16 protein-coding genes are annotated in these 26546 nt (G+C 48.7%); 13 read left to right on the plus strand and 3 right to left on the minus strand.

Translation table 11 applies throughout. From position 1 onward, the window contains the following. Window positions 1-609 precede the first annotated feature (609 nt). Both J2X75_RS23110 and J2X75_RS23115 read left to right on the plus strand, forming a co-directional pair. Window positions 610-2061 carry a SulP family inorganic anion transporter gene (locus J2X75_RS23110; protein WP_310340477.1) on the plus strand — a complete coding sequence of 484 codons (1452 nt, stop codon included), beginning with the start codon at window positions 610-612 and terminating at the stop codon, window positions 2059-2061. A 439-nt stretch (window positions 2062-2500) separates the two neighbouring features. Next, window positions 2501-4093 (plus strand): DEAD/DEAH box helicase, encoded by a 1593-nt coding sequence (locus tag J2X75_RS23115; protein ID WP_310340479.1) that lies wholly within the window; start codon window positions 2501-2503, stop codon window positions 4091-4093. Between the two features lie 490 nt (window positions 4094-4583). On the opposite strand, the gene J2X75_RS23120 is transcribed toward J2X75_RS23115, so the two are convergent. Then, complete coding sequence (locus J2X75_RS23120) at window positions 4584-5516, minus strand: hypothetical protein (RefSeq protein ID WP_047840770.1); 933 nt, start codon at window positions 5514-5516, stop codon at window positions 4584-4586. Window positions 5517-5518: 2 nt separating this feature from the next. Beyond that, window positions 5519-5662, minus strand: coding sequence for a hypothetical protein (locus tag J2X75_RS23125; RefSeq protein WP_167483717.1), 144 nt, complete (start codon window positions 5660-5662; stop codon window positions 5519-5521). Between the two features lie 262 nt (window positions 5663-5924). On the opposite strand from J2X75_RS23125, the gene J2X75_RS23130 reads away from it, so the two are divergent. The 10 genes from J2X75_RS23130 (at window position 5925) to J2X75_RS23175 (ending at window position 24461) form a co-directional block, all read left to right on the plus strand. Beyond that, entirely contained in the window at window positions 5925-7718 is a 1794-nt protein-coding gene (locus tag J2X75_RS23130) for a vWA domain-containing protein (protein ID WP_310340482.1), read from the plus strand. 262 nt (window positions 7719-7980) lie between these two features. Beyond that, entirely contained in the window at window positions 7981-11370 is a 3390-nt protein-coding gene (locus tag J2X75_RS23135) for a tubulin-like doman-containing protein (RefSeq protein ID WP_310340484.1), read from the plus strand. A 1-nt stretch (window position 11371) separates the two neighbouring features. Next, complete coding sequence (locus J2X75_RS23140; protein ID WP_310340486.1) at window positions 11372-13819, plus strand: transcription initiation factor TFIID; 2448 nt, start codon at window positions 11372-11374, stop codon at window positions 13817-13819. Between the two features lie 85 nt (window positions 13820-13904). Next, on the plus strand, window positions 13905-15188 hold the full coding sequence (locus J2X75_RS23145) for a vWA domain-containing protein (protein ID WP_124116600.1): 1284 nt from the start codon (window positions 13905-13907) through the stop codon (window positions 15186-15188). A gap of 19 nt (window positions 15189-15207) precedes the next feature. Further along, complete coding sequence (locus J2X75_RS23150; protein ID WP_124116599.1) at window positions 15208-15855, plus strand: beta-mannanase; 648 nt, start codon at window positions 15208-15210, stop codon at window positions 15853-15855. A gap of 89 nt (window positions 15856-15944) precedes the next feature. Next, entirely contained in the window at window positions 15945-17204 is a 1260-nt protein-coding gene (locus J2X75_RS23155; RefSeq protein WP_024632789.1) for a TRAFAC clade GTPase domain-containing protein, read from the plus strand. Further along, a complete protein-coding gene (locus J2X75_RS23160; protein ID WP_310340494.1) occupies window positions 17201-20419 on the plus strand; it encodes a GAP1-N2 domain-containing protein in 3219 nt (1072 codons plus the stop codon). The genes J2X75_RS23155 and J2X75_RS23160 overlap by 4 nt, the downstream gene beginning before the upstream one ends. Window positions 20420-21099: 680 nt before the next feature. Further along, on the plus strand, window positions 21100-21984 hold the full coding sequence (locus J2X75_RS23165) for an ABC transporter ATP-binding protein (RefSeq protein ID WP_310340496.1): 885 nt from the start codon (window positions 21100-21102) through the stop codon (window positions 21982-21984). A 226-nt stretch (window positions 21985-22210) separates the two neighbouring features. Beyond that, window positions 22211-22690: a glutathione peroxidase gene (locus J2X75_RS23170; protein ID WP_047840764.1), complete on the plus strand. Its 480-nt coding sequence runs from the start codon at window positions 22211-22213 to the stop codon at window positions 22688-22690. Between the two features lie 409 nt (window positions 22691-23099). Further along, window positions 23100-24461, plus strand: coding sequence for an FAD-dependent oxidoreductase (locus tag J2X75_RS23175; RefSeq protein WP_310340500.1), 1362 nt, complete (start codon window positions 23100-23102; stop codon window positions 24459-24461). A gap of 147 nt (window positions 24462-24608) precedes the next feature. On the opposite strand, the gene J2X75_RS23180 is transcribed toward J2X75_RS23175, so the two are convergent. Further along, complete coding sequence (locus J2X75_RS23180) at window positions 24609-24839, minus strand: hypothetical protein (protein ID WP_310340502.1); 231 nt, start codon at window positions 24837-24839, stop codon at window positions 24609-24611. Between the two features lie 542 nt (window positions 24840-25381). On the opposite strand from J2X75_RS23180, the gene J2X75_RS23185 reads away from it, so the two are divergent. Next, complete coding sequence (locus J2X75_RS23185) at window positions 25382-26233, plus strand: formate/nitrite transporter family protein (RefSeq protein WP_310340505.1); 852 nt, start codon at window positions 25382-25384, stop codon at window positions 26231-26233. Window positions 26234-26546 lie beyond the last annotated feature (313 nt).

The following is a 26546-nucleotide window of genomic DNA, read 5'->3' on the forward strand; positions in this document are numbered from 1 at the left end:
CTATGGGATATTCCGGTCATTGAGATTGGTTTTCTGGTGGCGATTCTGATGGTGGCTTTCCTGCTCTATTCGATATTCAAATCAGGAAGATTCTAGCATAGTATCACATGAACACCCGTAAAGAGACTTTCTTCAAAGGATCTTTGCGGGTTATTTTTTGTGAATAGAGAATTGGTGAGTAAATTATAGAAAGATTAAGATAATAGAAGAAAAGGTTCTGTTTTTTCGCCTTAACTGTATTAGTACATATCCGGTCCTGTGACTATAATAATAGGTCAGTACATTAACGGACCCGGTTTTTCTGAGAGGGGAAAACCTATGGGCGTCAGGATCAGCTCCTGATGTCGCACGAGTAAGACAACTGATGCCAGTAACGGAACACCAGCGGTACACACTGGAACGGAAAAGACATGAGTGCATATTAACCCGTCAAGGCTATATGGATGGTGAATAATGATGCAAGTCAGGCATGAGCATAGGCGAATGACGCGGAGAGGAATCCGTTGTTTTGTGCTGTCCTGGGTAGTTGGTTAGTGTGAACGGCTTCCGTTACTCTTCAGCAGGATTGTCCATTATGAGGAATACACGTAGGAGGAACGGCAAGAACATATGAATACTTTAAAACAACAATGGTTTGGCAACATTCGCGGAGACGTGCTGGCAGGCATTACGGTAGCGCTGGCGTTAATTCCGGAAGCCATTGCTTTCTCCATCATTGCAGGTGTTGATCCGATGGTCGGATTATACGCTTCGATTACGATTGCGATTGTGATCTCGATTGCTGGTGGAAGACCAGGCATGATCTCGGCGGCAACAGGTGCCATGGCGGTACTGATGGTTGGACTCGTCAAGGATTATGGCGTGGAATATCTTTTTGCAGCGACGATTTTAACGGGCATTATCCAGTTTCTACTGGGCATATTTAAGGTTGGGCGGTTTATTACGTTTGTGCCTCATTCGGTTCTGACGGGATTTGTGAACGCGCTGGCCATACTCATCTTTATGGCGCAGTTAACCCATTTCACAGGAGCAAACTGGATTATGTATGCGATGGTAGCGGGCACGCTGGCGATCGTTTATATTTTGCCACGGTTTTTCAAAGGCGTTCCAGCTCCACTGATTGCAATCATCGTGATGACGATTATTACCGTGGTGTTCCATCTGGACGTAAGAACGGTAGGCAATATGGGAAATATAACGAGCACTCTGCCGATGTTCCATTTGCCGAATATTGCGTGGACTTGGGACACGCTGATGATTCTGCTGCCATACTCATTCACCATGGCACTGGTTGGTTTGTTGGAATCCCTGCTGACCGCAACCATCGTGGATGAGATGACCGAGACCAAGAGCAGCAAGAACCGTGAAGTGCGTGGTCAGGGTATTGCGAATTTTGTGAACGGTTTGTTTGGCGGCATGGGTGGCTGTGCGATGATTGGGCAGTCGGTCATTAATGTGAAGTCTGGCGGACGTGGAAGATTGTCTACGTTTACTGCGGGTGCGTTTCTCGCGATCCTGTTGCTGCTGTTTAGCGGTGTGGTGAAACAGGTACCGATGGGGGCGCTCGTCGGTGTAATGTTTATGGTGTGTATCGGGACATTCGACTGGAGTTCTATCAAAAATATAACTCGCGTGCCGCGCGCGGAAGCCTTTGTCATGATCGTGACGGTGGCGATTGTGGTCTATACCCACGATCTGTCGATCGGGGTTATGGTCGGCGTTGTGCTCAGTGTGCTGCATTTTGGCTGGAAACAGACCAAGATCCGCGTACAGGCGAGCCAAGAGCAAGGGCAGAAAGTATATCGGGTTCACGGACCATTCTTCTTTGGTTCTTCGTCCCGCTTTGTGGATGAGTTCGATGCAGAGGCCGATCCGAAGGAAATCACGATTGATTTCGGAGGGTCACATATCTGGGATAATACCGCGGTTGTGGCTATCGGCAAAGTGAAGTTCAAATACGCGAAGCTGGGCAAAACCGTGCACCTGCGCGGGTTAAACGAGGAAAGCTCTCGTATTCTTGAACGGAGTGGATTTGCTACAGCAGGCGGGCACGGTTCGTAACTTGGTTGGAACGAAGTAAACAACGAATAGATAACATAAAAAGATAATTTATAATCAGCGGCGCACTTTTTCCGGAAATCGGGAGAGGGCGTCGCTGTTTTTTATTAGAGCCTGAGGCATGCTAGGTCATATCCACAGATCAGCAACCTGAAGGCAGATCTAGAGTCTCTTACTACCCGACTTAAAGTCACTTGGTCGATACAAGTCACGCTGATCTTGGAATTTTGTGCTACAAGTTAGGGGGTAACGCTGTATCCCCTTTTGTTTTGCTTGACTAACGTGTAAACTACAGGGTATGGAGAAGAAGAGCAACGAGTGGATTGCTTTTTAAAAATTCATTTCATAATCATGATTGATATAAGGAAAGCTAGTCTTGATTGCAGATACTGAAGTCTTTATGAAATGGACTTATCTAAATGAATATACAGAGGTGTAACGATTGGCAAACTTTGAACAACTGGGCATTCGCCCGGAATGGTGCGAGATCCTGAAACATCAGGGCATCGCCGTGCCGACTCCGGTACAGGAGCGTTCGATTCCGGTACTGTTGGGTGGACGCGATATTATCGCCGAGGCACAGACAGGCACAGGGAAAACGCTGGCATTTTTGCTGCCGATTATTCAGAAAATTAACGTATCCGACCGTTCGCCACAAGCGCTGATTATTGCGCCTACGCGTGAGCTTGCGCTGCAAATTACGGAAGAAGCAAAGAAGCTCACGGCAAACGACGATAAACTGCATGTGCTTGCCGTATACGGTGGGCAGGATGTGGACAAGCAACTGCGTAAATTGCAGAACGGCACTCAGATCGTTATTGGTACACCGGGGCGTCTCCTGGATCACCTGCGTCGTGGCACGTTGAAGCTTGATAATGTGAAAAAACTGGTGCTGGATGAAGCCGACCAAATGCTGCACATGGGCTTCCTGGACGATGTGGAAACGATTCTTAGTGAGCTTCCACACAAACGTCAGACCATGCTGTTCTCAGCAACAATGCCGAAGGGCATTCGCAACCTGGCGAAGACCTACATGAAAGATCCGGAAGATGTGAAGGTATCTTCCCAATCTGTTATCCCGATCAAACAGATTCGCCAGCAGGTGCTGGAATGTACGGATCGCGGTAAGCTCGAAGCGCTTCGCGGCATGATTGATACGTATCGCCCATACTTGGCGATCATTTTCTGCCGGACCAAGCGTCGTGCATCCAAGCTAAACCAAGATCTGCGTGAAGCAGGTTATGCAAGTGATGAACTTCATGGAGATCTGTCCCAATCCAAGCGTGAGAACGTGATGAAAGCGTTCCGTGATGCCAAACTGCAAGTGCTGGTTGCTACAGATGTAGCTGCACGTGGACTTGATGTAGAAGGCGTCACGCATGTATTTAACTACGATATGCCGCATGATGCGGAAAGTTATATCCACCGGATTGGTCGTACGGGCCGTGCAGGCGGTACAGGTCTTGCTGTAACGTTTGCAACAGAGCACGATAGACCGGAGCTTGCACGTATTGAACAGGGTATCGACCAGAAGCTGTCCCGTATCCAGTGGACGAGCGAAGGTCCAATTGCTTCGACTGGAGCAGCTAGACGTTCCATCAACAGCCAGGGAGATGATGAACGTTCAGGCGGACGCTCTTCCGGAACAGGCAGTGCCCGTCGCGGTGCAGGCCGTAACGATCGCAGAGATGGCGGACGTGGGGGTCGTGGTTCCCGCGGCGGCGAAGGTGGCCGCAGTGGTGGTCGTAGCGGTGGCCGCAGTAGCGACAGCAGTCGCGGTGCAGCAGGTCAAGGTGGACGCGGTGCAGGTCGCAGTGGCGACGAGCGCAGCGCAGGTCGTGGTTCTGCACGAAGCAGCGACAGCAATCGCGGTGCAACGGGCCAAGGCGGACGCAGTACAGGTAGCAGCGGCTGGGCTGGCCGTAGCGCCGACAAGCGCAGCTCCGGGCGCAGCAGCGAAGGCTCTCGCCGTCCGGAATCCGCAGGACGCGGACCGGCGAAGGGCGACCGTCGCGATTCACGTCGCGGACGGTAAAGCCTTGGCGCAAGCGGCAATATAGCCGCACTTGCGCAGGAACCATGCCATGCCACAGCGTTTGGCATGGCGCATATGAGAGGGTTCGGGTACAGATGTATCGAACCCTCAGATCAAGGGTCGCGACGAAACCACGTCGCGGCCCTTTTTCAACAGGGCAGATGATCATTTCCGCTTATTCTTTTTGTCATCTGCGAGTGCCTGTTTGCGCGCCTGTTTGATCCATGGAAGATGCCATTTAGGTATTCCCCATCTAGTTATTCTTTTTTTCGTGTGCTGCGTATAGCACGTGGCAGACTGCCATAAAATTCAAAACACCTCATCCTAGACCTAAGGATGGGGTGTTTTTGGATTAATTCTTATATCATTAGAAGCATAACCTTCGATCTGTGGTGCTGACGCGCATGCAGGGATGGATGAAATTGCATTCGTCTACATACAGGGAGTGAGTTTGCACTAAACTACGTTTTTCTTTCTCAACATACCATGCCTACAGCTGAACATCTGCGTACTGATCCCGATATTTCTCGTTATACACCCGGCCCACCGACTCTGCCAGTCCTCCGCGTGCCTTGCTCGGATAGCGTTCAATCGTGTGATAAAGTCTCATGAATCGATCTTTGGGCATAAAGCGGGCGTAGCGGGTAATAAGACTAGGGAATAACTCAATATATTTGCTCTTGCGGACGGCAGCAGCAGCTACGGCTGTAAGTATCTGAATTCCATTGTGGAGCTGTAAAATGTTCACTTCATAGGTTGCGATATAACGAATCGCATCTTCACGGATCAAATCCGGCTTAAGCCGAGCAATCTCACCGATATATTCAGCCAGCAGCCGCTCGAAGCTGCGTAACAGCAAGGGCTTGAGCTGCAGATCCATATCACTGCGCAGGACAAAGGATTGTAACAGCGCAACCTGCTGCAGTCGAATCCGGTCATTGTAGACGAGTGAGCCGATCTCGCGGAGCATCTCATAGGCAAGTGCTTCATCCTGCTTTCGAGCTTCGGCGACCAGAGCCCAGTTGCGGTTAATGCCCTGGCGGATGAGTTCCTCATCCTGTTGCAACGTGCGCTTCAACTCGCGCTGCTGCTCTACCTCGAACGAACGTTTCTGCATGAAGATCAGTAAGGCCAGAAGCAGCAGGGAAACACTGGCTGCCGCCATGGTCTGATCTATGGTCTCACCAAAATAGGTGGCAGCTGCACCGAACAATATGGTAATGAACAGGTCGCGTGCAATTCGACGTTTCACACGGGAAGTTGCCTTCGCTTGAACGGAATTCAGGGTACCCCGGCCACAGGCCGTGCACTCCTCTTCCCACAGGCAGGTATACTGTCCACAACGGGTGCAGACTTGCAACTTTTCATAGGCATAGGTCGTTCGTTGAAATGGTCGTATGGATACAACTAGTTTAGTACTCATGCTCAATCACGCTCACCATTCAGAATAGTGTAGAGGGTACGATCCGTGTCTTCGCGGGAGATTGGTTTCCGCCGATGAAGCTGGAGTGCAATTACCTTTATGATGACAAAAAGAAACAATATGGCGAGGCATCCGTATGTAACCATAATCCGTTCCCTTCTATGGCTTGGTAAACAAGCGCTGTTATATTGCAGTTTGCTGGCAATAACTATATCATATTTCCATAGTTGGTACTTTTGTGCCAGTTCAAGGCATGAAATCGTCGATTTTTGTCAGTCATTACAAAACTGTAACTCAAGATAGGGGTGCTTTTCAGAATTTATTAGTAGACTGTTAAGATTTCCTTAAGGCTTGACGCCTATAATAAACTATTCCCATTTTAATCTCAAACGTGAAGGAGTACACCCAATGCTGCGGACAAGCAAAATACGCTGGCTCAGCGGAACAATGGTTCTGCTGGCAATTCTAACGCTACTGTTACCTCAAGCGTTGCTGCCACAAGCTGCAGCGGCTCAGGCACAGACAAGCGGAATTGATGCGGTACTTGTAGCCGATGTAAGTAACTCGATGAATACAAGTGACCGTGACAAGATCAGTAATGAAGCCATGAAAATGTTTATTGATATGCTGCCAGTCCAGGGGGACAAGGTAGGGATTGTCGCTTATACCGATCAGGTGGAGCGGGAAAAGGCTATGCTGGAGATTCAGTCCGATGCGGACAAGAGCAGCCTGAAGGATTTTATTGATCAGCTCGGCCGGGGGCCATATACCGATGTCTCGGTTGGTGTCGCCGAAGCCGTGAACATACTGAATCATGGTGCAGACCCATCCCACTCGCCAATGATCGTGTTGCTGGCGGATGGCAACAATGACTTTAACAAAACCAAAGGCCGTACACAGGCACAATCCGACGCTGATCTGGCGAAATCCGTGAAGGAAGCACAGGATCAGGGTATCCCGGTGTATACGATTGGACTGAACGCGGATGGCAAGCTGAACAAGGATGCACTCGCAGATCTGGCCCAGCAGACCGGAGGCAAGTCATTCATTACCGATACACCGGATGATCTGCCACAGATCCTGAGTGAGATCTTCGCCGATCATGCCAAACTGAATGTGGTGAAACTGCCCTCTGTAACGGGAAACGGCAGTTATCAGGAAGTTACCGTGAACGTGCCAAACGACAGTGTGCTGGAAGCAAACATTTCGATCATGTCCTCGAAGCCGGTGGAAGTACAATTGACAGACCCTTCCGGACAAGCCGTGGACCTGAATTCGGATGCAGCCAAGCTCTCAACGTCGAAGAGTTATTCACTCGTGAAGCTGTTGAAACCCCAAGAAGGAGACTGGAAACTTCGGGTAAAAGGGGCTCCGAAAGACAGCATCGATATCAACCTGTTGTTCAACTATGATCTTCAGCTCGTTGTGGACCCAATTAAGACCAAGTCCTATACCAAAGGAGACAAGGTTGATCTTGCAGCCAAACTGGAGAATGGCGGTCAGCCGCTTCAGGATAATGATCTGTATACAGATATGAAGGCCACGCTGGTTGTGAAAGATGTGGATACAGGCAAAAGTGAAGAACAACCGCTGGAAAACACAGGTTCTGGTTTTGCCGGAACGTTTGAAGTACCAGACAATCATAACTATGAATTAGTCATCCGTGCGGAAGAAGACAGCTTCTACCGTGAAAGTGAGCCAATCACGATCAACGCGAGCGGAGCAGCCGGAAGTGCATCTCAACCAACAACGTCTGGCGGTGAACAGGACAAGCCGTTTCCTTGGTTGCCTGTCATCTTGGGTGTTATAGCTCTGATTGTGGTCGGTGTTGGTGCCTGGTTCCTGATGGGTTGGCTGAAACGCAAAAACCGGGGATTTGTAGGTCAGATGGTTGTGGAGATTCGTGATGAGAACACGGGCGACAAGTCCTATCCACAATATAAAAAGCTGGTATCCTTCCGAGGCAGATTCCATCTGCATCAGTTGTTGCAACTGGATCCTGAGCTGAAGGAAACCGAAAATTATGTATTTACGCCCAGCAATGGGGATCGAATTATCATCCGTAACACCGCAGGCGGTACGCTGGAGAAATCCGGTCGTGCAGTTGATGCAAGCTCAGGCGTTGAACTGAAGAACGGTGACCGACTGAGCATCCCGCTGCAACAGGCGGACAAAACGATTTTGATCGAGTATTTGGTCTAAAAGGAATGCCAATAAAATTTGGGACCAACTGTTTACACGAGAACGCAGAGGACAGAAATAACGTGAAGAAACGGAAGCGTTCGCCTAAAAGCTTTCTGAAAGAAAGCTACATCGGAAGCATACGCTATCCCCGGATTTTCACTTTGTAAAAGTGAATTGAAAAAATCTGGGGATAACAGCGATCGGAAGGTTATTCTGTCATCGGAGTGGCAAGTGTAATTAAGTTGTAGTTCCAACTTGGTTAATCAAAGGAGGACATGGAATGAAACCGATTGTTAGAGAACATATTCAGCAACTGGATGTATCACTTGGCGGAGGTATTGTCAGTGAGAAGATCAGAGTTGATACAATTGATAACCCCATTCTGATTATTGGTCTGGGGGGAACGGGAATTGACGCACTGTTGCGTCTCAAATATCAGATCAACCGTCGTTTCAAGCTGCCACAGGACCCGGTATCCAAGAAAAAAATGGATAAGCCGGACAATGTGGAGTTTCTGGCTTTTGAGACAAACGAACAGGATCGTGCCAAAAAGTATAAAGGAATCGGACTTGATCCGATCAATGAATTCGTGCTGCTGTCCAATGCCGAGATTGGCGGGCTTCTACAGAACCGCAGCGTGCTGGAACCGTACATTACTGACTGGCTATCTCCGGAACTGAGCATTACGGACGGGATGAACGGAGCCGCAGGTGTGCGTCAGGCTGGACGTCTGCTCCTGTTCACGAAGATTAATCAGGTCGTACAGGCCATCGACAAAAAGATCAAAACCTTATCTGTAGGCACCAACAAAAAACTGATGGTGTTCCTGCTGACGGGTCTGTCCGGCGGTACAGGCAGTGGCTGTTTCCTCGATATTTCCTATATCGTGCGCGGCATTATCGAACGGGATCATGGCTCTGCCGGGATTGACCGCGTGAATACGCTGGGCTACCTGTTCACACCAGACGTGAACCTGTCCAACAAAAGCTTGAGCGAACACACGCGCGAATACATTCGCAAGAACGGATATGCTGCGCTCAAAGAGTTGGATTATTGGATGAACGTGGATAGCCGCGGTGAGCGGTTTACACAGAAGTACGGCAATATTTTAACCGTTAACTCACCACTGCCACCATTTAACCTGTGTCATCTGATCTCTGCGACGAATACCGAGGGCAAATTGCTGGAGAACGCCTACGATTACTGCATGAACGTCACGGCCGAGAACATTACCAACTTCATGGCAAGTGAGGAGAAGCAGTCGGGTGAGGAGTTTGCGATCCATGACTATATCAGCAACATCCGGACCAACATTGCACAGATGAACAAGGTATACCCGGCTAACTATGATTACAACATCATTGGTGCATCTTCGGCTGTACTACCAATTGAAGAGATGACCACCTATCTGGCGTATCGTATGTTCGACAAAATGAACACCATGTTCTCCAAAGCGCCAAACCAGGAGGATACCGAGAAGTTTGCCCGCAAGCTGGGCATTGATCTCGAAAGTGTGGTCAAGTCCTTTGAAGCCCGCGTGCCAGAGCCGCTACCTGGTTATCAGAACAGTGAACGCCTATCCTATGGCAACGTGGTGAAATCACAGGTTGTGAATATGGACACCGAACTGGAACAGAACTTCCTGGCGCGTGCCCGCGAGGAATATATCAAGGCGAAGAAACAGCTGCCGGGTGAGATTGCCGGTCAGTTCACCGAACAGATCCGGCGTATGTTTTTGCATCCCGAACAAGGTCCGTTCTATGTCTCCCGTCTGATTTATACGGAAAAAGGATTCTGTGTACTGAAGATGATTCAGTCATACATCGAAACCCTGCGTGAGAATGCCTTCCGCATTCCGCGTGATATTGAAGCAGCTCAGGAGCAGTCCGAAGAGAAATTGGGCGATGCGAAGAGTGCTTTTGTCTCCAAAGAGAAGAAAAAGAATGCTTATATTGAAGCAAAAATTCATGAGTACTGGCTGCACGCCGACGTGGAACGCAACGATCAGATGATCGAGTTCTATGAAGATCTGTATGAGTTGCTGAACCAGGAGAACAGCCGCATTTATAACGTATTTACCGAGACGCTGAACGCCCTTAGCTCGATATTCGCGAAGAACGGCGATCTGCTGACACGCGGCGAGGAACAATCCGATCACAAAGGCAACAAAACATACTACTGGAACGTCGTAAGTGTACCGGATATCGTCAGTGTGGTGGACGGGCTGTTGGATAAGCGTGATACAGATGATCTAATCCGTGACTTCTCCCGTGAATTGCTGGAAAACTCCAGCCAGTGGGTGAAGGAAAACGAGATTGATATCGTCAGCTCCATCTCCGACTTCCTAAGTGAGAAATTCGGTGATCTGATTACTCGTTCCATGGAAGATTTCCTGGTGATCAAATATGGTCAGGATGAGTCGGTCGAAAAATTCGTGGAACGTTTCATTGCTGGCAAGCTGGATGACGAGGCCGTTCCGGTGTTCAATCTGAGCAACAGTACAGGCAGTCTGCATTTCCCTTCATGGGGATTTGTTTCGGTACCAGCACAGGCGCCAGGCATTCTGAAAGGGATTCGTAATTATCAGAACAATGCGGTAGGCAAGTCTCATTTTACCGTCAAGGAAAGTGAAGTGCGTAACCGGATTTTCTGGCTGAACACCCGCAACGGGGTACCACTCTTTGTGTATACACCACTCAAAGTATATGAGGAAAGTTATGAACGTACCATTTTGGACAAAGAAGGCATTGGTCGTCACTTGGTGCAAACGGAGAAAAACAACTGGACCTATCTGCCGTCTCCGATTCCGGAGAAATCATGGGGAGATGTGTACGAGAACGCTCGCGTGAAGCAGTATAACGCCCGTGTGCGTAGCGAATTCGAGCAGGCGCTTGGATACAACATCGTGACAGCCAAATCCATTGATGAGAATACAAGTAACCGGTATGCGATTGTGACAACAGAAGCGTTTGATTTGTCTGCCAAACTGGGAGCCTACGACATGCGTCTGACGTCCACCACGCCGAACCTCGGCGAAGTGAAGCGGGCGGTGATTGAGCTGAAACGTCTGCAATCCGAAGGGTTGCCACGTGTAGGAGTTAAGGATATTTTCGGAAGTATTAATGAAGATATGGCCAAAGAAAACCTGGTACGCTCCCCGCAGCTGATCGCACGTGTACGTGAGGAACTGGCAAAGATGAATGCCATCTCGGCCAAAGTCGCCGAACTCGAAGGCATTCTTGCCCAGTACCAGGATGAAGAGCAGTGGTATGACCGCTTCATCGAAGCGTTATATACCGACACCATCGTCAAAAAAGGTGCGCTCTACGTCTATGACCGTGACCCGGAAGAAGATGCATGGGAGCCGTTCGCAAACCTGATGAAGAGCCGTAACTTTGCCGAGTATGAAGTGTTTGGGAACTTCCGCGGCCTGTCGGAGAAGGATCGCAGTACACTGCTGCGTAAAGCCTCCCGTCGGGATAATGATCTGACGGCTTCAGAAGATATCACCCCACTGCTGACAAAGCTGGATGATCTGGCTGCGCTGTTCATGGAATCACGTGATCGTCTCGAATACGAGCGGGTAGAACTGGCTAACGGGGAAGATATCTATCAGTTCTACAGAACGATGTCGTCCAAGCTGAACGACATTCGCAGAAGGCTGAAGTAAGATGGTGACCGGGATGGAGTTCAATTCGAACAATACCCTGAAGCGTGATCTGGAGAAGTATGCAGCACAGTATGCAATGGAGCAGGAGCGTCAAGGCAGCCTGGGTGATGGACGCAGCAGTATCCATTACCCGGCTTTGTTCCTTTTCGTGGGTGATCTGGTTGCACCTGCCGTGTCTGCTGTGCAGGAGATCAATCGGCTGAAATGGGATAATGGAGACGGTGTGGTCTACGTTCAGATTGGGACAGAAGATCAGGAAGCGGGTCCGGTTGAAACGAGGACTGGTGGCTCGTCCGATGACGGTCAGGTGACTCTTCACCGCTTGCCTCTGTCCGCTGGGCAGACAGAGCGACCATCCAAAACACGGCGTAAGGATGTACACCGCAGTTTCCACGAATCGGATCAGGCGCTCTTTGATCTGAATCGTACGCTTCGTCGGGTCAGTAACCGAATTGCCGAATATGGACGGCTGTACTCGTCATTTGATCGGATTTACGTTACGGTGGTAACCAGGGCGGATGATCCGCTGAATGTATTGTTGCCAGAGCTCACCAAGCTGACGGAGACCATTTTGTCCCAAGCCTTCAAGTCCGTGCAGACGGATCTGCATGTATTGGTCAGCGAGATGGAACAGGTGGATTCCTTTGGTTATGCCAGCGCAGCAGGCCTCGCTTTTCTGCGGGAACTGGATTATATGCAGTCGCTGGACTACACGTTCAGCGGTAATCTGTTGGTGACGGAGGATGGGATTTCCATTCCCGTTACACATCCCGCGTCACCGTTGTTTGATCTGGTATATCTGTTGTCCGACAAAAATGAGCGTGGAACCGGCGTTCCCGGTGGCTGGATCGAAAATGCCGAGATTATCTGCCGGATCTGCCTGTTGAAGAACAGGAAGCAGGATGGGAATCGCTTGGGTACCGTTTCAAGCACGGGAGCGAACACGTACAACAATACATCCTTCAAAAACAATATTCGTACCACCTCTGATCAGCATGGTTATGCAAGTGCGGGTTTTGCCGAGATCAGGCGGCCAAACAAGCCGATTGCACTGGCGGTGTTATATCACATGTATCGGTATCTGATCGCACGCATGCGGCAAGAGCCGGAATGGAGCATTAAGGACAAACTCGCTTTCTTCGGACTCGATGCGGCCTCGGTGGAACGCAAAGTCGAAGGCTTGCTGCCCGATGAAGATCTGGTTAGTGGCATGAGTGGCATCATGACGCATAACGTTAGTTTCTCTGATCTGAAGCCGCTCTCACTTCGTGAAGCGGAGAGAGCGTTGTTTGGACAAGGAGCCGAAGCGTACTTCCGCGATAACGTCGTTCGTCTTGTGGAGGAACGTGTGCGCGAGCGTAGCTCTAGTGGTTCCCTGCGCCGTCAGGCTGAACAGTCCCGCGCGGAGCATCCAGAGATTGGTTACTTCCAGTGGGCGGCTTGGAGTGACAGTGAGCCTGGCAGTGTACGTGAAGCGCTGCTCGGACTGATTCGGGATAAATCGATGCAGCTTGAATCGGCACGTGCTCTGCTGGAGCAACGTCAGCAAGAGCGGGTGGAAGATCAGTCGTTCAAACGTGCGTTGTTCCGTGATAAGCAGAATGTACGCAATCTGATTGACTGTATGCTGGAACGAGTGTATGTACCCAAGGTAGACTTGCTGCGACTGGAAAATGAATTACATCTGCTGCGCATCTACGAAACGGAGATGGAAGAACTTCACCGATATAGTCGCCACGTCACAGCAGCCCTTGAAGTGTTGGAACGTACACTGCGAGAAACGGCTGCCCAAAGTATCGCCGCTGCGGATGAATACATCGGCCAGAACGTGATGGAGTACTACGGCAAAGTGACGGAAGAGCTAATCATCGACCTGGAAGCCAAGCGCGGACGGGATGTATGGTTTGAGGACCGTTACATGGGAGACATGAACCGGCTTGCCACAGAAGGCGATGATCGTCTGCTGAAACGGCTGATGGAGGTATGTCACTCGTTGCTGCTTACAGCCGAGCCGTTGCGGTTACCATTTGAAGAAGAGCTGTTGCAGCGGGCCAACGTTACGATTGCTTACGGAGACAAAGACGTATTGACCCGGGATGACCTATTCCGCAGGTTGTACCACACGCTGGAGGATCAGGCGGTTGTTCGGGTACGGGTATTCGATTATACGCAGGAACATCGGTATGAAGAGAAGTATTTCTTTGGTGACCATCATAGTGCTTTTATGGACTACGCGGCACATGCCGAAGAGACGTCACGCATCTACAAGCTGGGTGTGGTGTACGAAGAACGCAGCAGTGGTGTGGAGAAGCTGAATCTGATGGGAGGTTTCCATCTGGAGGATCTTATGGTGTATCGGAACGGCAAGGTATATTATGACTCGTACACGGAGAATGGTTATGAACTTCACCCCGCAGGTCTGGTGGAAAAGTTGTCACCCATTCGTTAAGACATCTGGCGGTGTCCTGCACCCAGCACCAATCTTGTATTAACTCAGCCTGTTTACGGCTGGTATGGAAAGGATGCATGTAGACATGCAGCGAAAAATCAATCTTCTCCTGGTCCTGTTCAGCCTGATTGGCGGGGCAGTGGGCTTTGCGGCAGGAGAAATCATGCTGCGTCAATGGCTTGGGGAGATGCCACGTCTGTTGCTGATGGGATTATACTTTGGCGTACTGGCGCTGAGCGTTGGATTGTTCTGTTTGATCGCAGAGATGATCTCACCCAAGCTGAATGGTGCTTCATGGAAGCTCCGGTATCTGGGACTGTCGTGGAAATTGCTTGTTCCGGCAACGCTGGCTCTGTTGTTTGTTGTTGGACTCGCCCTGCAATTGTTGTATCAGATCAATCCGGGCGGTGTGAAGCAAGTCAAGGACATCGTACTGATGATCGACAACTCGGGCAGCATGAGCGAGACAGATCCGGATAACGGACGCTTTGAAGCCGCCAAGACACTGATTAGCCAAATGGAGAGTGACAAACAGGTGGCTGTCATTACGTTTGATGACCAGCCGCAGTTATTGCAACCGTTTATTGCGCTCGATAGTGAAGCGGCCAAGAATGAGGTTTATGGCAAAATCGATGGTATTGTCACGACTTCGGGCGGCACCAATTTTGATGCTGTGCTGCGGGAAGGCATGGAACAGATTCAGGGCAAACAGGACCCGAAACGTGGTACGGTCGTCATCTTGTTATCCGATGGCTTCAGTGAAGCGGATACAGCCGATATTTTGTCCCAATATACCAATGAACAGATTTCTATTAATACAGTCGGCCTAAGCCTGGTGGACCCATCCGGTACGGATCTGCTACGTAATATTGCTCAGCAAACGGGTGGCATGTACTATGATGTACCGGATTCCGGTGGTCTGAATCTGGCATTTCAGCAGATCTACGATACGATTGATGAACGGACACTGGTAACGGAACGTACAGGCATGATGGAGCACAGCGTTTATCTGGCGATTTTCCGTGTAGCAGCAGTGTTACTGATTGGAGTAGCATTGGGTGTGTCACTCGGACTTGTATTTGATAACCGTCATCTCGCGCTCAGCTTTGGTATTGGTGGTGCGGTGTCGGGTCTACTGGCAGGGCTTCTGCTGGAATGGGGCCTCGACGGCTCGAACGTGGGTGATACATTTGTACGACTTGGTGCGATGCTCATCTTGTCAGGCGTATTGACCCTCTTCTCCTGGATTGTTCCGATTAAGGAGAACACGCCGCGGAAGAGCCGGGGTCGTCGTGAAGCTGGCGGCGGAACTTCTTCTGCCGAAGGGTTTGGTCAGAGACCAAGAGATACACGCAGCAAAGGATTCTAACGTCGGGAGGTCAATGGAAATGCGGTTTACGGATGCAGACCCTTCGACACCCTTGATTCGAAGACTGACACTTGCGGTGGACGAAGGACGTTGTACACTTCGCTGGCTCTGGCCGGAACGGGTAGAAGCTGTGTATGTGGAACGGCTGGAGCTGGATATGATGAGCGATGATCGTACCGGGGAAGAGCCTGCACAGGGCAAGCTGAAGCTGTACACAAGAGAGGAATATAAGGCGAGCAATGGTTACACGGATCGGATCACAGGTTTTGGTGCCATCAAGTACACGGTGTATGTGTGTCAGATGCAGGAAGACGGGCCTGTGCTGATCCGTCAACGAGATGAAGACAATATGGTGATTGCAAGCGCAGGCAAGGCGGATATCCGCTTTTCCATTCGCTACAAGAGCGGTTTTTTTCAGAAGCGAAAAAGTGTATTGATCACCGTCACAGCGGAAGTGCCTGTTCCGAAGGAAGCCCTTTGTTATGTTCGCAAGCAGGGCGGGGTACCGCTGAATAAGGAAGATGGCACGGTGTACCCTTTTGTGAGTGATTTTGCTCCCGGAAGAAATGAGATGCCGCCCGTTGAAGTCGCCAAGGATGATTATGTGCGATTATTCTTCACGGACGGACCGAAATATGGAGCCGCCTATCGGCTTATATCAGACTAGATAGTTGGACTAGCGATTGGAAGGTTACTCTGTCATCGTAGTGCAAGTGTAAATCACCTAGTCTGACTGATCAGGGGAGGGGAGTGGCTATGAGCTTTTTTAGTCGGTTTTTGAAGAGACAACAGCCGGAGGAACGTCCGCTGTTTTACGATATTGTATGCCCTTATTGTTTCAGCAAGTTTTCACCGGAAGAGGTGGTGTTCCGCGCCGCCCATCACCGCGATGATGATGAGGACTACGCACTCGGGGAAGATGCGAAGTTGAATCGGTATCGCGAAAGGTTCGGACTTGATACGGTATTTGATATGGAGGCCGTATTGGCCCCACATGATGTACCGGAGGAACATCGTATTTATTCCGATAACATCGTGATGGGTCTGAACGATCGGTACGGTGTCGTTACACGCCGCCGGTTGTGTCCGCAATGTCATAACGAGCTACCTGTTACGGCAGGTAAAGCACCGAGCAACATCATTTCTATCATTGGTGCATCCCAGGTGGGTAAATCCGTCTACATGACTTCATTAATTCATACATTGCAGCATTATACGGCCGATCATTTTGACGCCGCTTGCATGCCATTGAATGCGGAGATCAGCCGCCGGTTCCGTGCGGATTATGAAGAACCGTTGTTTGAACGGGGCGATCTGCTGGATTCCACACAGAAGGAAAAGTTGCAGGAGCCGTTTATCTTCCAGTTTGTGTTCAAGGACGAAGATAAAGCGCCGCTGACACTGGTGTTCTTTGACGTTGCGGGTGAAGGTATGGTGGAGCAGGATTATCTCGGACTTCACGGGCAGCATATTAAGAACTCGGCAGGTATTCTGTTTATGGTGGACCCGCTTCAAATTCGATCGATTCGGGACAAAATCCGCATTAACCTCGGCAACGAGCCGGGAGAGTGGACACCGCGATACGATGAACCGCGAGACGTGGTGCTGACGATGTTTGGAGATTTTATCGCGTATCAGGACAAAGCCAAAACGAATATTCCAACGGCCGTTGTGCTCACGAAAAGCGACATGCTGCATTCCCTCAAGGATGAAGAGGGGGATTATATCAAATCCAACAGCAATGTCTTCCGCAACATGGTGCACCGCGATTGGTTCGACTTAACCGAGTTCGAGAATATCGACGGGGAGATCCGGCGTTTTATCGAGAAGGTGGATCGTCCGTTCAAGGGAACGATGGATGTGTACTTCAAGGATACAGCCTATTTCGCAGTCTCTGCGCTGGGTAGCAATCCGGTGGATATGAAATTGCAAGGTGTGGTTAGTCCGATTCGCGTGGATGAACCCTTCTTATGGCTATTGTACAAGCTTAAGTACATTGAGGGGAGAGTGGGATGATGCGTTCTTCCGTAACCCCGCCCATTGAACAGCAGCTGTATACCCGAGAGCGGCGCGGGGTGTTTCGCACAACAGAGGGGTTTGATACGGTTGCGGCATCGCCGGGACTGGACCCTTCTTTTATCAAAAAAGTGCTTCACCCCTACTGTGTCTATGACGCTCCAGCGGAGCTAACAGGCCGTAGCGAGAAGGACGAGACGAAGTTTCCGGCTTCCATTCATCTGCTTCATCTGGAGAGTGGAGAGACGATTCTTGGGCAAAATGTGTACCAGTCTGCGGATTTCACCGGGTTGCGCAGTGCCTTTTTTGCACATAATTACGTCTTGTCTCCCGAACGCTCGGAAGAGCAGATGAAACGAGGCGGCTGGCTGGATGCCGTGTTCGCCACGTCCTATGACATCGAACAAGGTACAGTTCTGCCAGCACTTGCTGAATTGCCTATATCACCTAGGAGTGGACAGGGTGGGGCGACAGATGCTGGCGTAGGATCACCAATCCAAGTGCTGAGCGCCTTGAAGATGAACGAAGTGCTGTTCAAGCGCCTGCTCTATGCGGTAATGCAGTCTGTAGCAACACGCAGAAAAGTATACATTGCGCTGGACCTTCCCGCAGAGGAAGTGACCGCAGGGGCCAAAGGATTGCTACGTTTGCTGTACACGGCTTTACCATACGCATTCCGGCGGCAACTGGGATTCATGACGTTTGCCAAAGAGCCACAGGCCAAGAAGGGCATTCACGTCCAGTTTGTAGAGCGGGGGACGTTACGTCCGAAAGACCGGAATACGGAGAAGGATTTCACCTTTGATCTGGTATCCGGCAGAGTGACACATGCGGATGCATCTGTAGCGAAGTTACCTTATGCGGAATTCGCCTGGGCTTTATTGCAGGAACCTGGTGCGGCGGATGCGTTCTATACGTTTGCGGATGAAATGTTGTCAGGCATGGAACCTGGGCGGGAACTTTCCATTGAAGCATATGGCGAACTTGCGGTGTTCTATGGTCTTGAACAAGGCATGGAAGACCTGTATTTGGATAACAAAAGTCATGTCCTGAGTGGCTTGCTGACCTATTTGAAGCCGGATGGTGGATTACAGCAACGTTCCCGCCTGAACGAACTGTTCCTGACCTTGCTCAGCAGGGAACTGGACAGCGTGAAGCGTGAGAACGTACCCGAAGAAGACGTCGCAGCTCGCATTGGAGAATATTTTAGTGTTGCCGCGCCCGTGGTGCAATCCCGGATTGTGGACTATTTCATCTACGGTGTGAATAATGCCCGCGCCCAGAAGCGTATGCGTGCTGTGCAGGAATTGTATGCTGTGCTGGATCGGGATCCGCAGCTGAATCAAGCCTTCTTTGATAAAGTGCTGGCCAATGAATCGCTTACCAAGCTGTTGTTCGAGCCTTATTTGGACAATCAGCTAAAACGCACGGAATCGGCAGCGAACGTGGTTGAAGTGATCCGAAGATGGGTTACGTCCCATCCATCTGCGATCCATTACAGCTTCTTGCAGGAGCGGACAGCCAATGAGCTGCGTGAACGGTTATGTTCTGCGCCTAATCCGGTACAGTCTGCGAATGAAGCCCTCCAGCGTGTTAGTATATTGGATCGGGTATCAGCTGATGTCACCTATGATACAGGCATTACGGCACGAATTGGTCAATCTGAAGCTACAGCCCGCCCTAATCGCAAAGGGGGATCCCCGTCTGCCAGTCAAGATTCGGCATATCAGGAGGAGTTAACCCGCCTTGCAGACAAGCTCGCTTATGTTATTAACCTGTTTATGATTCAGGATCTGGATCTGGAACGGGTTAACCGTGAACAGCTATTAAGCATTGATATTTTGCAGCATGGCAATGAGGTTCGGGATTGGGCGGCACGTCAGGGCTCTGATGTATCTGCTCGAACGAACATGATGCTGGCTGCGAGAGTGTGGCTTAGTGGCGAGGGGAATGAAGAAGAGGCATTGGAGGCACTTTCCCTGGCAGAACGCAATGAACTTCAACGCTGGACGCGTCGCTGGCTTGCCGGAGAGCTGCAGGCTCATCCGGGGATTGCGGCATATGAAGCTTTGCCGATGGCTTTTTATCGGGGAGGAAGCGGCAGCAATCGGTTGGATTATCCTGGACTGATTGAATTCATCCGCACGAATGCAAGTCGTGCTGAAGGGCTGTATCCATTCTTCGAATGGTCCGGAGATCATCGAATGTTTGTCCGAGGTTCCAATGTGCATAAAGGATATGCGGATGCCATCGTGGCGTATTTCAAAGCCCATGACCGTGAAGCTTTTAAGTCGAAGTCAGCTTTCAAACCGTATTATGTGAGAGCCAGCAAGACAATGAAGCCGGTCTATGACCGTGCGAAGACGGAATTGTCCTCTCCACTGGTGCGAATGCTAACGGGTAAAAGGAAAAATCTGTTCGGATTAATCCTCTTGATCCTGGTTCTTGGTATTGCGGGCGGTACATATGCATGGATGAAAGATTCTGTAGAGCCGCCAGCGGCATCCCCTCCATCTACCCAGGAGCCTGTCATACCGGCTGAACCTGAGGTGCAGCTCGCGGAGCAGATTGCTTATATGATTCCTGCGAGTGAACAGGAGGGTACGCAATCACCTGCTCAACTGGTGATCCGTTTCAGGAACGATATGGGAAGCACTGAGTTTGAGCAAGGCAAACTTCAATTGACGATGAAGGATGATAGTACTCAGGAGTTGGATACTACAGACAAGTGGGAGAGCTTTAATCGGAATGAAGAGCCTGATACCCAAGATACCTCCGATGGTGGTTCAGGAAGTACTTCCGAAGGAAGCACGGATGGTTCATCAGCGGGAAACTCGGGGAACACAGAGCAGACGGAGGATGGCGATCAGCAGGCAGATTCAGCAACATCGGGTGATGCCACTTCAGATTCTACTACTGATGCAACTACGGATACAGGGACGAATGCATCGTCTAATGCTGCGAGTGGAGACACGGATCAAGGTAAGGATGCCGATCAAGCTACTGGTTCCACATCGCCTGACACATCTGTATCCAATGAACAGGATGCGGATGCGACCACTCCTGCACAGATGTCTATTGGAGAGGTAGATCGTCTCTATCCGTATGGATTGCAGATCGATCTTCCAGCGAATATGGATGCCGAGAGCATTGTCAGTGTGCAGAGCACTCAGGGCGGAATGACCGTAATCCAGTTGATGCCACAGCCTAATTAAGCTGTAAATCATATTATTTGAGCGTGTTGCATAGATTCATTAAGTGTCTTTTGATCCAATAAGGAAAAATGCTGGCTTCATACCTTATTAAACGAGCGTATGTGAGATGACCTTGAACTTTAGATTTCAAGGTCATCTTTTTTTATTTGATATGGCGGATGAATATATTGAACTAACATTTACACAAAAACGGAGAGGGCAGAAATACCCTGAAGAAGTGAAACGTTCGCCTTTATCCCCGGATTTACCAACTAAAAAAGGATAAAAAAATCTGGGGATAACAGCGATCAGAAGGTTGTTCTGTCATCGGAGTGGCTAGTGTAACTATCCTTTAGTTCAATTTATACAGCCATTGCATGAAAAAAACTCACACATTCACAATTCAGACACAAAATTTGCGATTCAAGAGTTTGAAAGACAGTCAGAAGTGATAAAGTGCGCGGAATGAATGAGAAAAGATCTCATGTGTACTTGGGAAAAGAGCGGGATTTCTGCTAAAGAAAGACCAAATAAAGCACGAAAAGAGAAGAAAATTTGGTTTTTTATGTTGACAAATGATAATGATTATCAGTATCTTTAGTGTAGAAGATATTTGCGTCGGAAATACACAGAATTACAATTTCGTTTTTGTTGTCATAGCCGGATTACATAACCGGGATAAATGAGAGAGGGATGATCGCATGTTTCGTCTGGAGACGACCAAGCTGGATATCGCTTATGAGGAAAGACTAATTGTAGAGGATCTGAATATTCAGATTCCCCAAGGAAAAATTACAGCACTTGTTGGAGCCAATGGTTCAGGGAAGTCAACCATCCTGAAAACGATGGCACGTATTATGGCTCCAAAAGCAGGTAATGTATTGCTCGACGGGAAGTCCATCCATAAACAGTCCACGCGTGAAGTTGCCAAGCAGCTTGCGATTTTGCCACAGAATCCAACAGCCCCTGAAGGTCTTACCGTTACTGAACTGGTATCGTATGGTCGCTTTCCTTATCAAAAAGGATTTGGCTCCATGCGTGCGGAAGACAAACGTATGATTGAATGGGCTATAGAAGTGACAGCCATGACTGAATTCCATGATCGTCCGATTGATCAACTGTCCGGTGGACAGCGTCAACGTGCCTGGATTGCCATGGCACTTGCACAAGAAACAGATATCCTTTTCCTGGACGAGCCGACTACGTTCCTGGATATGGCTCACCAGCTCGAAGTATTGCAATTACTGGAGCAACTGAATGCCACAGCCAACCGTACCATTGTTATGGTTGTGCATGACTTGAATCATGCTTCCCGCTACGCACATCACATGATTGGTATCAAAAAAGGTAAAGCCATTGCTCATGGTTCACCTGTGGAAGTCATGAACTCGGATGTGCTTCGTGAAGTATTCAACATTGAAGCAGATATCGTGATTGATCCGCGTTCCGGTGTACCGCTCTGCTTGCCTTACGCTCTTGCAGGCGAACGCCAGCAATCGAAAACGCCAGATACGAAGGTCATGAACAGTGCAATGGTTCATGCTGGAGGACGGACAGAACAGCGCGTTCAAGCGATAGGAAGTTAATGAATTCGGCCATATGTTGGCCCTGCATAATAGAACGAATGAAGCCGCTGTGCGCTATCGCATGCGGCTCTTTCGCATTCATGGGAGTATAGAAATATGGGTAGACCCGGAATTTGGTAATCGCATCGGATCAGGTTTATAATAATAAGACAGGCTGTAAGTTCATTGGTTATATTAATCTGCTCGGCACAGCCCAAACCAACACGTATCATGGGAGGAATCAGTCATGTCCGTATATTCATATCAAGCGGTAACTACCGCGAACCAGGAAGTCTCACTGGATCTGTATCAAGGTAAGGTATTGGTCATTGCCAATACAGCCAGCAAGTGTGGACTAACCCCGCAATATGGTGAATTGCAAAAACTCTATGATCGTTATCGCGATCAAGGCTTGGTTGTACTGGGTTTCCCTTGTAACCAGTTTGGAGGGCAGGAGCCAGGTACAAGTGAGGAAGCGGAATCATTTTGCCAGATTAACTATGGTGTGAATTTCCCGGTGTTTGCCAAGGTAGATGTGAATGGTGAGGACACTCATCCCCTGTTCCAATACCTGAAGGAGCAACAACCTGGCGTAGGCGAAACAAGCGACATCCAATGGAACTTCACCAAGTTCCTTGTTAACCGTGAAGGTGAAGTGGTAGGTCGTGTTGAACCGAAAGAATCTCCGGAGACAATGATTGCAGATATCGAGAAATTGCTCGGTTAATACATGAACTTTTGAGAAGCCTTTCCTTGTATCTGCAAGGATAGGCTTCTTTGATTATTTTAAATACGTGGCTATATTCTCTTCACAGGTAGGAGTTGGCTCCATAGACACCTCTAACTTTATGCGCCGATACAGGGATTACGGAAGCCATTACATAGCATAAACCCACCCAAATCCGGGGACAATGAAATCAATACAATGAAGGGAAGAAAGGCTCAAATACTGGGAAATGACCTCCTTCGACAAACTTTTTTTGCACAACCTATTGCAATGTGAAAAAGATCACATTATAATGAGTGTATAAAGTGAAATAAATCACATACACAGTTTCGAATAAGAAGTGAAATATTTCACAACCGCAATAACGTTATATTCAAACTCATTTATATATTTCGAGGAGGAACTTTTAATGAAAATCGCAGTTATCGGATGTACACACGCAGGAACCGCAGCCATCGTAAATACCGCCAAATTGTACCCGGATGCTACCATCACCGTGTATGAGCGCAATGACAATATCTCCTTCCTATCTTGCGGCATTGCGCTCTACGTAGGTGGGGTTGTGAAAGACCCTGACGGTTTGTTCTATTCTTCGCCTAATCAACTGGCAGAGCTTGGTGTTGAGACCAAGATGCTTCATGAAGTTACAGCAGTCGATGCCAAGGGTCATACCCTTCAGGCTAAAAACCTGAAAACCGGGGAAGAATTTGAAGATACGTTTGACAAACTGATCGTGACAACGGGGTCATGGCCTGTCGTTCCAAAGCTTGAAGGCATTGAGATGGACAACATTCTGCTGTGCAAAAACTACAATCATTCCAACACGATTATCGAAAAAGCTAAAGATGCGAAACGCGTTACTGTTGTAGGTGCAGGATATATCGGTGTAGAGCTGGTGGAAGCTTTCCAAATGAATGGCAAGGAAGTTACTCTAATCGACAGTGTGGACCGGATTTTGAACAAATACCTGGACCCTGAATTCACGGATGCGATCGAAGATACGTTGACTGGACGCGGCATCAAGCTGGCTCTTGGTCAAACGGTACAGAAGTTTACTGGTGAAAATGGCAAAGTGACTAAAGTGATCACGTCCAAAGGAGAGTTTGAAACCGATCTGGTTATTCTGTGCATTGGTTTCCGTCCAAATACAGAGCTGCTTAAAGGCCAAGTGGATATGTTGCCAAACGGCGCAATCATCGTAGATAAATACATGCAAACGAGTCAAAAAGACGTCTTCGCTGCGGGTGACAGCTGTGCTATTCATTACAACCCAACAGGCAAAGCATCTTACATTCCACTGGCAACCAACGCCGTGCGGATGGGTACACTCGTAGCCCGTAACCTGGTTCGTCCTACGACACCGTATATGGGTACGCAAGGAACATCGGGTATCAAAATTTATGAGCAAAATATCGCTGGTACCGGGATGACGGAAACGTCTGCTGCTGATGAAGGTCTGATTGTTGAATCTGTCGTACTGGAAGACAGCTACCGTCCGGAGTTCATGCCAACGGCTGAGAAACTGTTGCTCAAAGTAGTATATGAGCAGGCTACTCGTCGGATCGTAGGAGCACAGGTGATGTCTCAGGTTGATCTGACCCAATCGATTAATACGATCTCGGTCTGCATCCAAAATAACATGACCGTAGATGAGCTGGCCTTCATCGACTTCTTCTTCCAGCCACATTACAACAAACCATGGAACTTCCTGAACACGGCGGGTCTGCAAGCACTGCCTCCAATAGAAGTAAAAGCACCAGCAATGGTGTAAACAAGTGTGATTCGTTGTGAGAGATATGAAAAAAAATAGAATGAGAAAAGGCTGGCGATCACTCGCCAGCCTTTTACTTAATTGATATTTCTAATACATTTAGGATGAGGCTCAATGATTATTATTCATTGTCTGAACTTATAGATTTTATAGCTCGTTGGTATTTTCAGCAGATATTCCCCAAGCTTTTCCGCTAAAGTTGTCTCCGTCAGCACGATAGGTGATGGAATACATTCCTTCCTCAATACCTTGTGGAAATTCAGTAAAACTCGTCCATTCAATAGTCTCACCAGGGGCTACTTTTTCAACGAAATATTCGTCCCTAGAACGATTGTGCACCATTACCGCTTTTATCGTTTTTTTTTCCAGAGTTCTCAATAAAGATTTTCACATGCTTATAATCTTCGTCAACATTAAAATTAGTAGATACATTGTTTCCAGCTAATACTGTTTTAAATAGCGGTTTGGATTCATGTTCATGAGTTGTCACTGTGTGATTAGGATCTCCTATAGATACCGTTTCAGTGAGTTGACTCCTATTCTCGTTGTCTTTGGTTGTTACATGGGCCTCTCGACTATTCCAAAAAACGTAGGATATGATACCCACAGTCAAGGCTATACATAGTGTAGATATAGATGTTATTTTTTTCAATGGAGTATATCTCTCCTCACATACATAGTTATTGATTAAATTATAATTTAATATGATTTCTATATAATATTCAAGTATTTTCCAAAAAAAAGAGTGATTTTTTATTCGTCTGTAGTCAGCACAAAAGGCTTTGAAAGCAGAGTAAAGTAGGAACCTTCAAACTTTGTGATAAAAGTAACAAACCTCTCGAAACCTTCGCGATACAATGAACATATCAACAAAAAATGAGGAATCAATTTGTTCATGAACAATGAAGGAGAGGATCAACATGGCAGCAAAAACACCTCTTGAGGTTGCACAATATACGGCGCAAACAGGTATGAAGAAGGCGCAATATCCGGTGTCTTCTGTATTGGTGCTTAGTTTTATGGCAGGGGCTTTTATTGCGCTGGGTTTTCTACTGGATATCCGGGTGATTGCATCCGCGCCGGCAGAGTGGGGAAGTCTGGTTAATCTGATTGGTGCAGCAGTGTTCCCGGTGGGACTAATCATGGTACTCATAGGTGGTGGCGAGCTGCTGACGGGCAACATGATGGCAGTTCCACTTGCAACGATTGCACGAAAATTATCCGTGGGTAGTATGTTTAAAAATCTATCCTTAGTAACGATAGGTAATTTTCTTGGAGCAATCTTTGTCGCGTACGCCTTTGGACATGTGCTTGGTCTGACCGGAGAGGGTGTATATCTGGCGAAAGTGGTGGATATGGCTGGGCATAAGCTGCATGACGGCTTCCTGCAAGCTTTCATCTCTGGCATCGGCTGTAACTGGCTGGTGGCACTGGCCGTGTGGTTATCTTATGCATCCGATACGATGAGTGGCAAGGTACTGGGCATTTGGTTTCCAACGATGGCATTTGTAGCTATTGGATTCCAGCACGTTGTGGCCAATATGTTCCTCATCCCGGCGGCAATCTTCGAAGGGCATTATTCGTGGGGCCAATATGTGATAAATTTCATTCCAGTGTGGCTCGGCAATCTGACTGGAGGTGCTCTGTTTGTAGCTGCAGCCTACTGGGTGGTGTACCTGCGCCAAGCTGAGCCGAAAGTGAAACCGGAGGCAGCAACGTTGATCGAAGCTGTGGAGACGGAGGCCAGAGCGATGTGGAGCAAGCAGGCATAGCGAGGCATGCATACACGTGTAATGAAATATTCATGTAGAAGTAAATACGATTCTGTCTTGCTCGGTTCATGGCGAATATGCTGTGATAGAGCAGGGCGGGATCGTTTTTATGTATGGGGACCTTGTTGGAATTCAACGCAAAATAAATTCGCCATGACAAGGTTCGGGGGAACGAAACCTGTTCATGGCGAATTTCGGGAGTGGTCCATGATATGGCATGAGGAGGAAGTGGGGAAACACTAGCCTAATGCCTTATTTTTAATTTACCCCTGATTTCTGAAGTTGAATCAAACTCAAAAACATTTTATTGAAA

Source organism: Paenibacillus sp. 2003 (assembly GCF_031455635.1).
Lineage (GTDB): Bacteria > Bacillota > Bacilli > Paenibacillales > Paenibacillaceae > Paenibacillus > Paenibacillus amylolyticus_B.

Coding starts and splice junctions, on each gene's coding strand:
- J2X75_RS23165 (WP_310340496.1), top strand. CDS start 21,100: ATGTTTCGTCTGGAGACGACCAAGCTGGATATCGCTTATGAGGAAAGA.
- J2X75_RS23150 (WP_124116599.1), top strand. CDS start 15,208: ATGCGGTTTACGGATGCAGACCCTTCGACACCCTTGATTCGAAGACTG.
- J2X75_RS23130 (WP_310340482.1), top strand. CDS start 5,925: ATGCTGCGGACAAGCAAAATACGCTGGCTCAGCGGAACAATGGTTCTG.
- J2X75_RS23120 (WP_047840770.1), bottom strand. CDS start 5,516: ATGAGTACTAAACTAGTTGTATCCATACGACCATTTCAACGAACGACC.
- J2X75_RS23125 (WP_167483717.1), bottom strand. CDS start 5,662: ATGGTTACATACGGATGCCTCGCCATATTGTTTCTTTTTGTCATCATA.
- J2X75_RS23160 (WP_310340494.1), top strand. CDS start 17,201: ATGATGCGTTCTTCCGTAACCCCGCCCATTGAACAGCAGCTGTATACC.
- J2X75_RS23145 (WP_124116600.1), top strand. CDS start 13,905: ATGCAGCGAAAAATCAATCTTCTCCTGGTCCTGTTCAGCCTGATTGGC.
- J2X75_RS23175 (WP_310340500.1), top strand. CDS start 23,100: ATGAAAATCGCAGTTATCGGATGTACACACGCAGGAACCGCAGCCATC.
- J2X75_RS23185 (WP_310340505.1), top strand. CDS start 25,382: ATGGCAGCAAAAACACCTCTTGAGGTTGCACAATATACGGCGCAAACA.
- J2X75_RS23155 (WP_024632789.1), top strand. CDS start 15,945: ATGAGCTTTTTTAGTCGGTTTTTGAAGAGACAACAGCCGGAGGAACGT.
- J2X75_RS23110 (WP_310340477.1), top strand. CDS start 610: ATGAATACTTTAAAACAACAATGGTTTGGCAACATTCGCGGAGACGTG.
- J2X75_RS23170 (WP_047840764.1), top strand. CDS start 22,211: ATGTCCGTATATTCATATCAAGCGGTAACTACCGCGAACCAGGAAGTC.
- J2X75_RS23140 (WP_310340486.1), top strand. CDS start 11,372: ATGGTGACCGGGATGGAGTTCAATTCGAACAATACCCTGAAGCGTGAT.
- J2X75_RS23135 (WP_310340484.1), top strand. CDS start 7,981: ATGAAACCGATTGTTAGAGAACATATTCAGCAACTGGATGTATCACTT.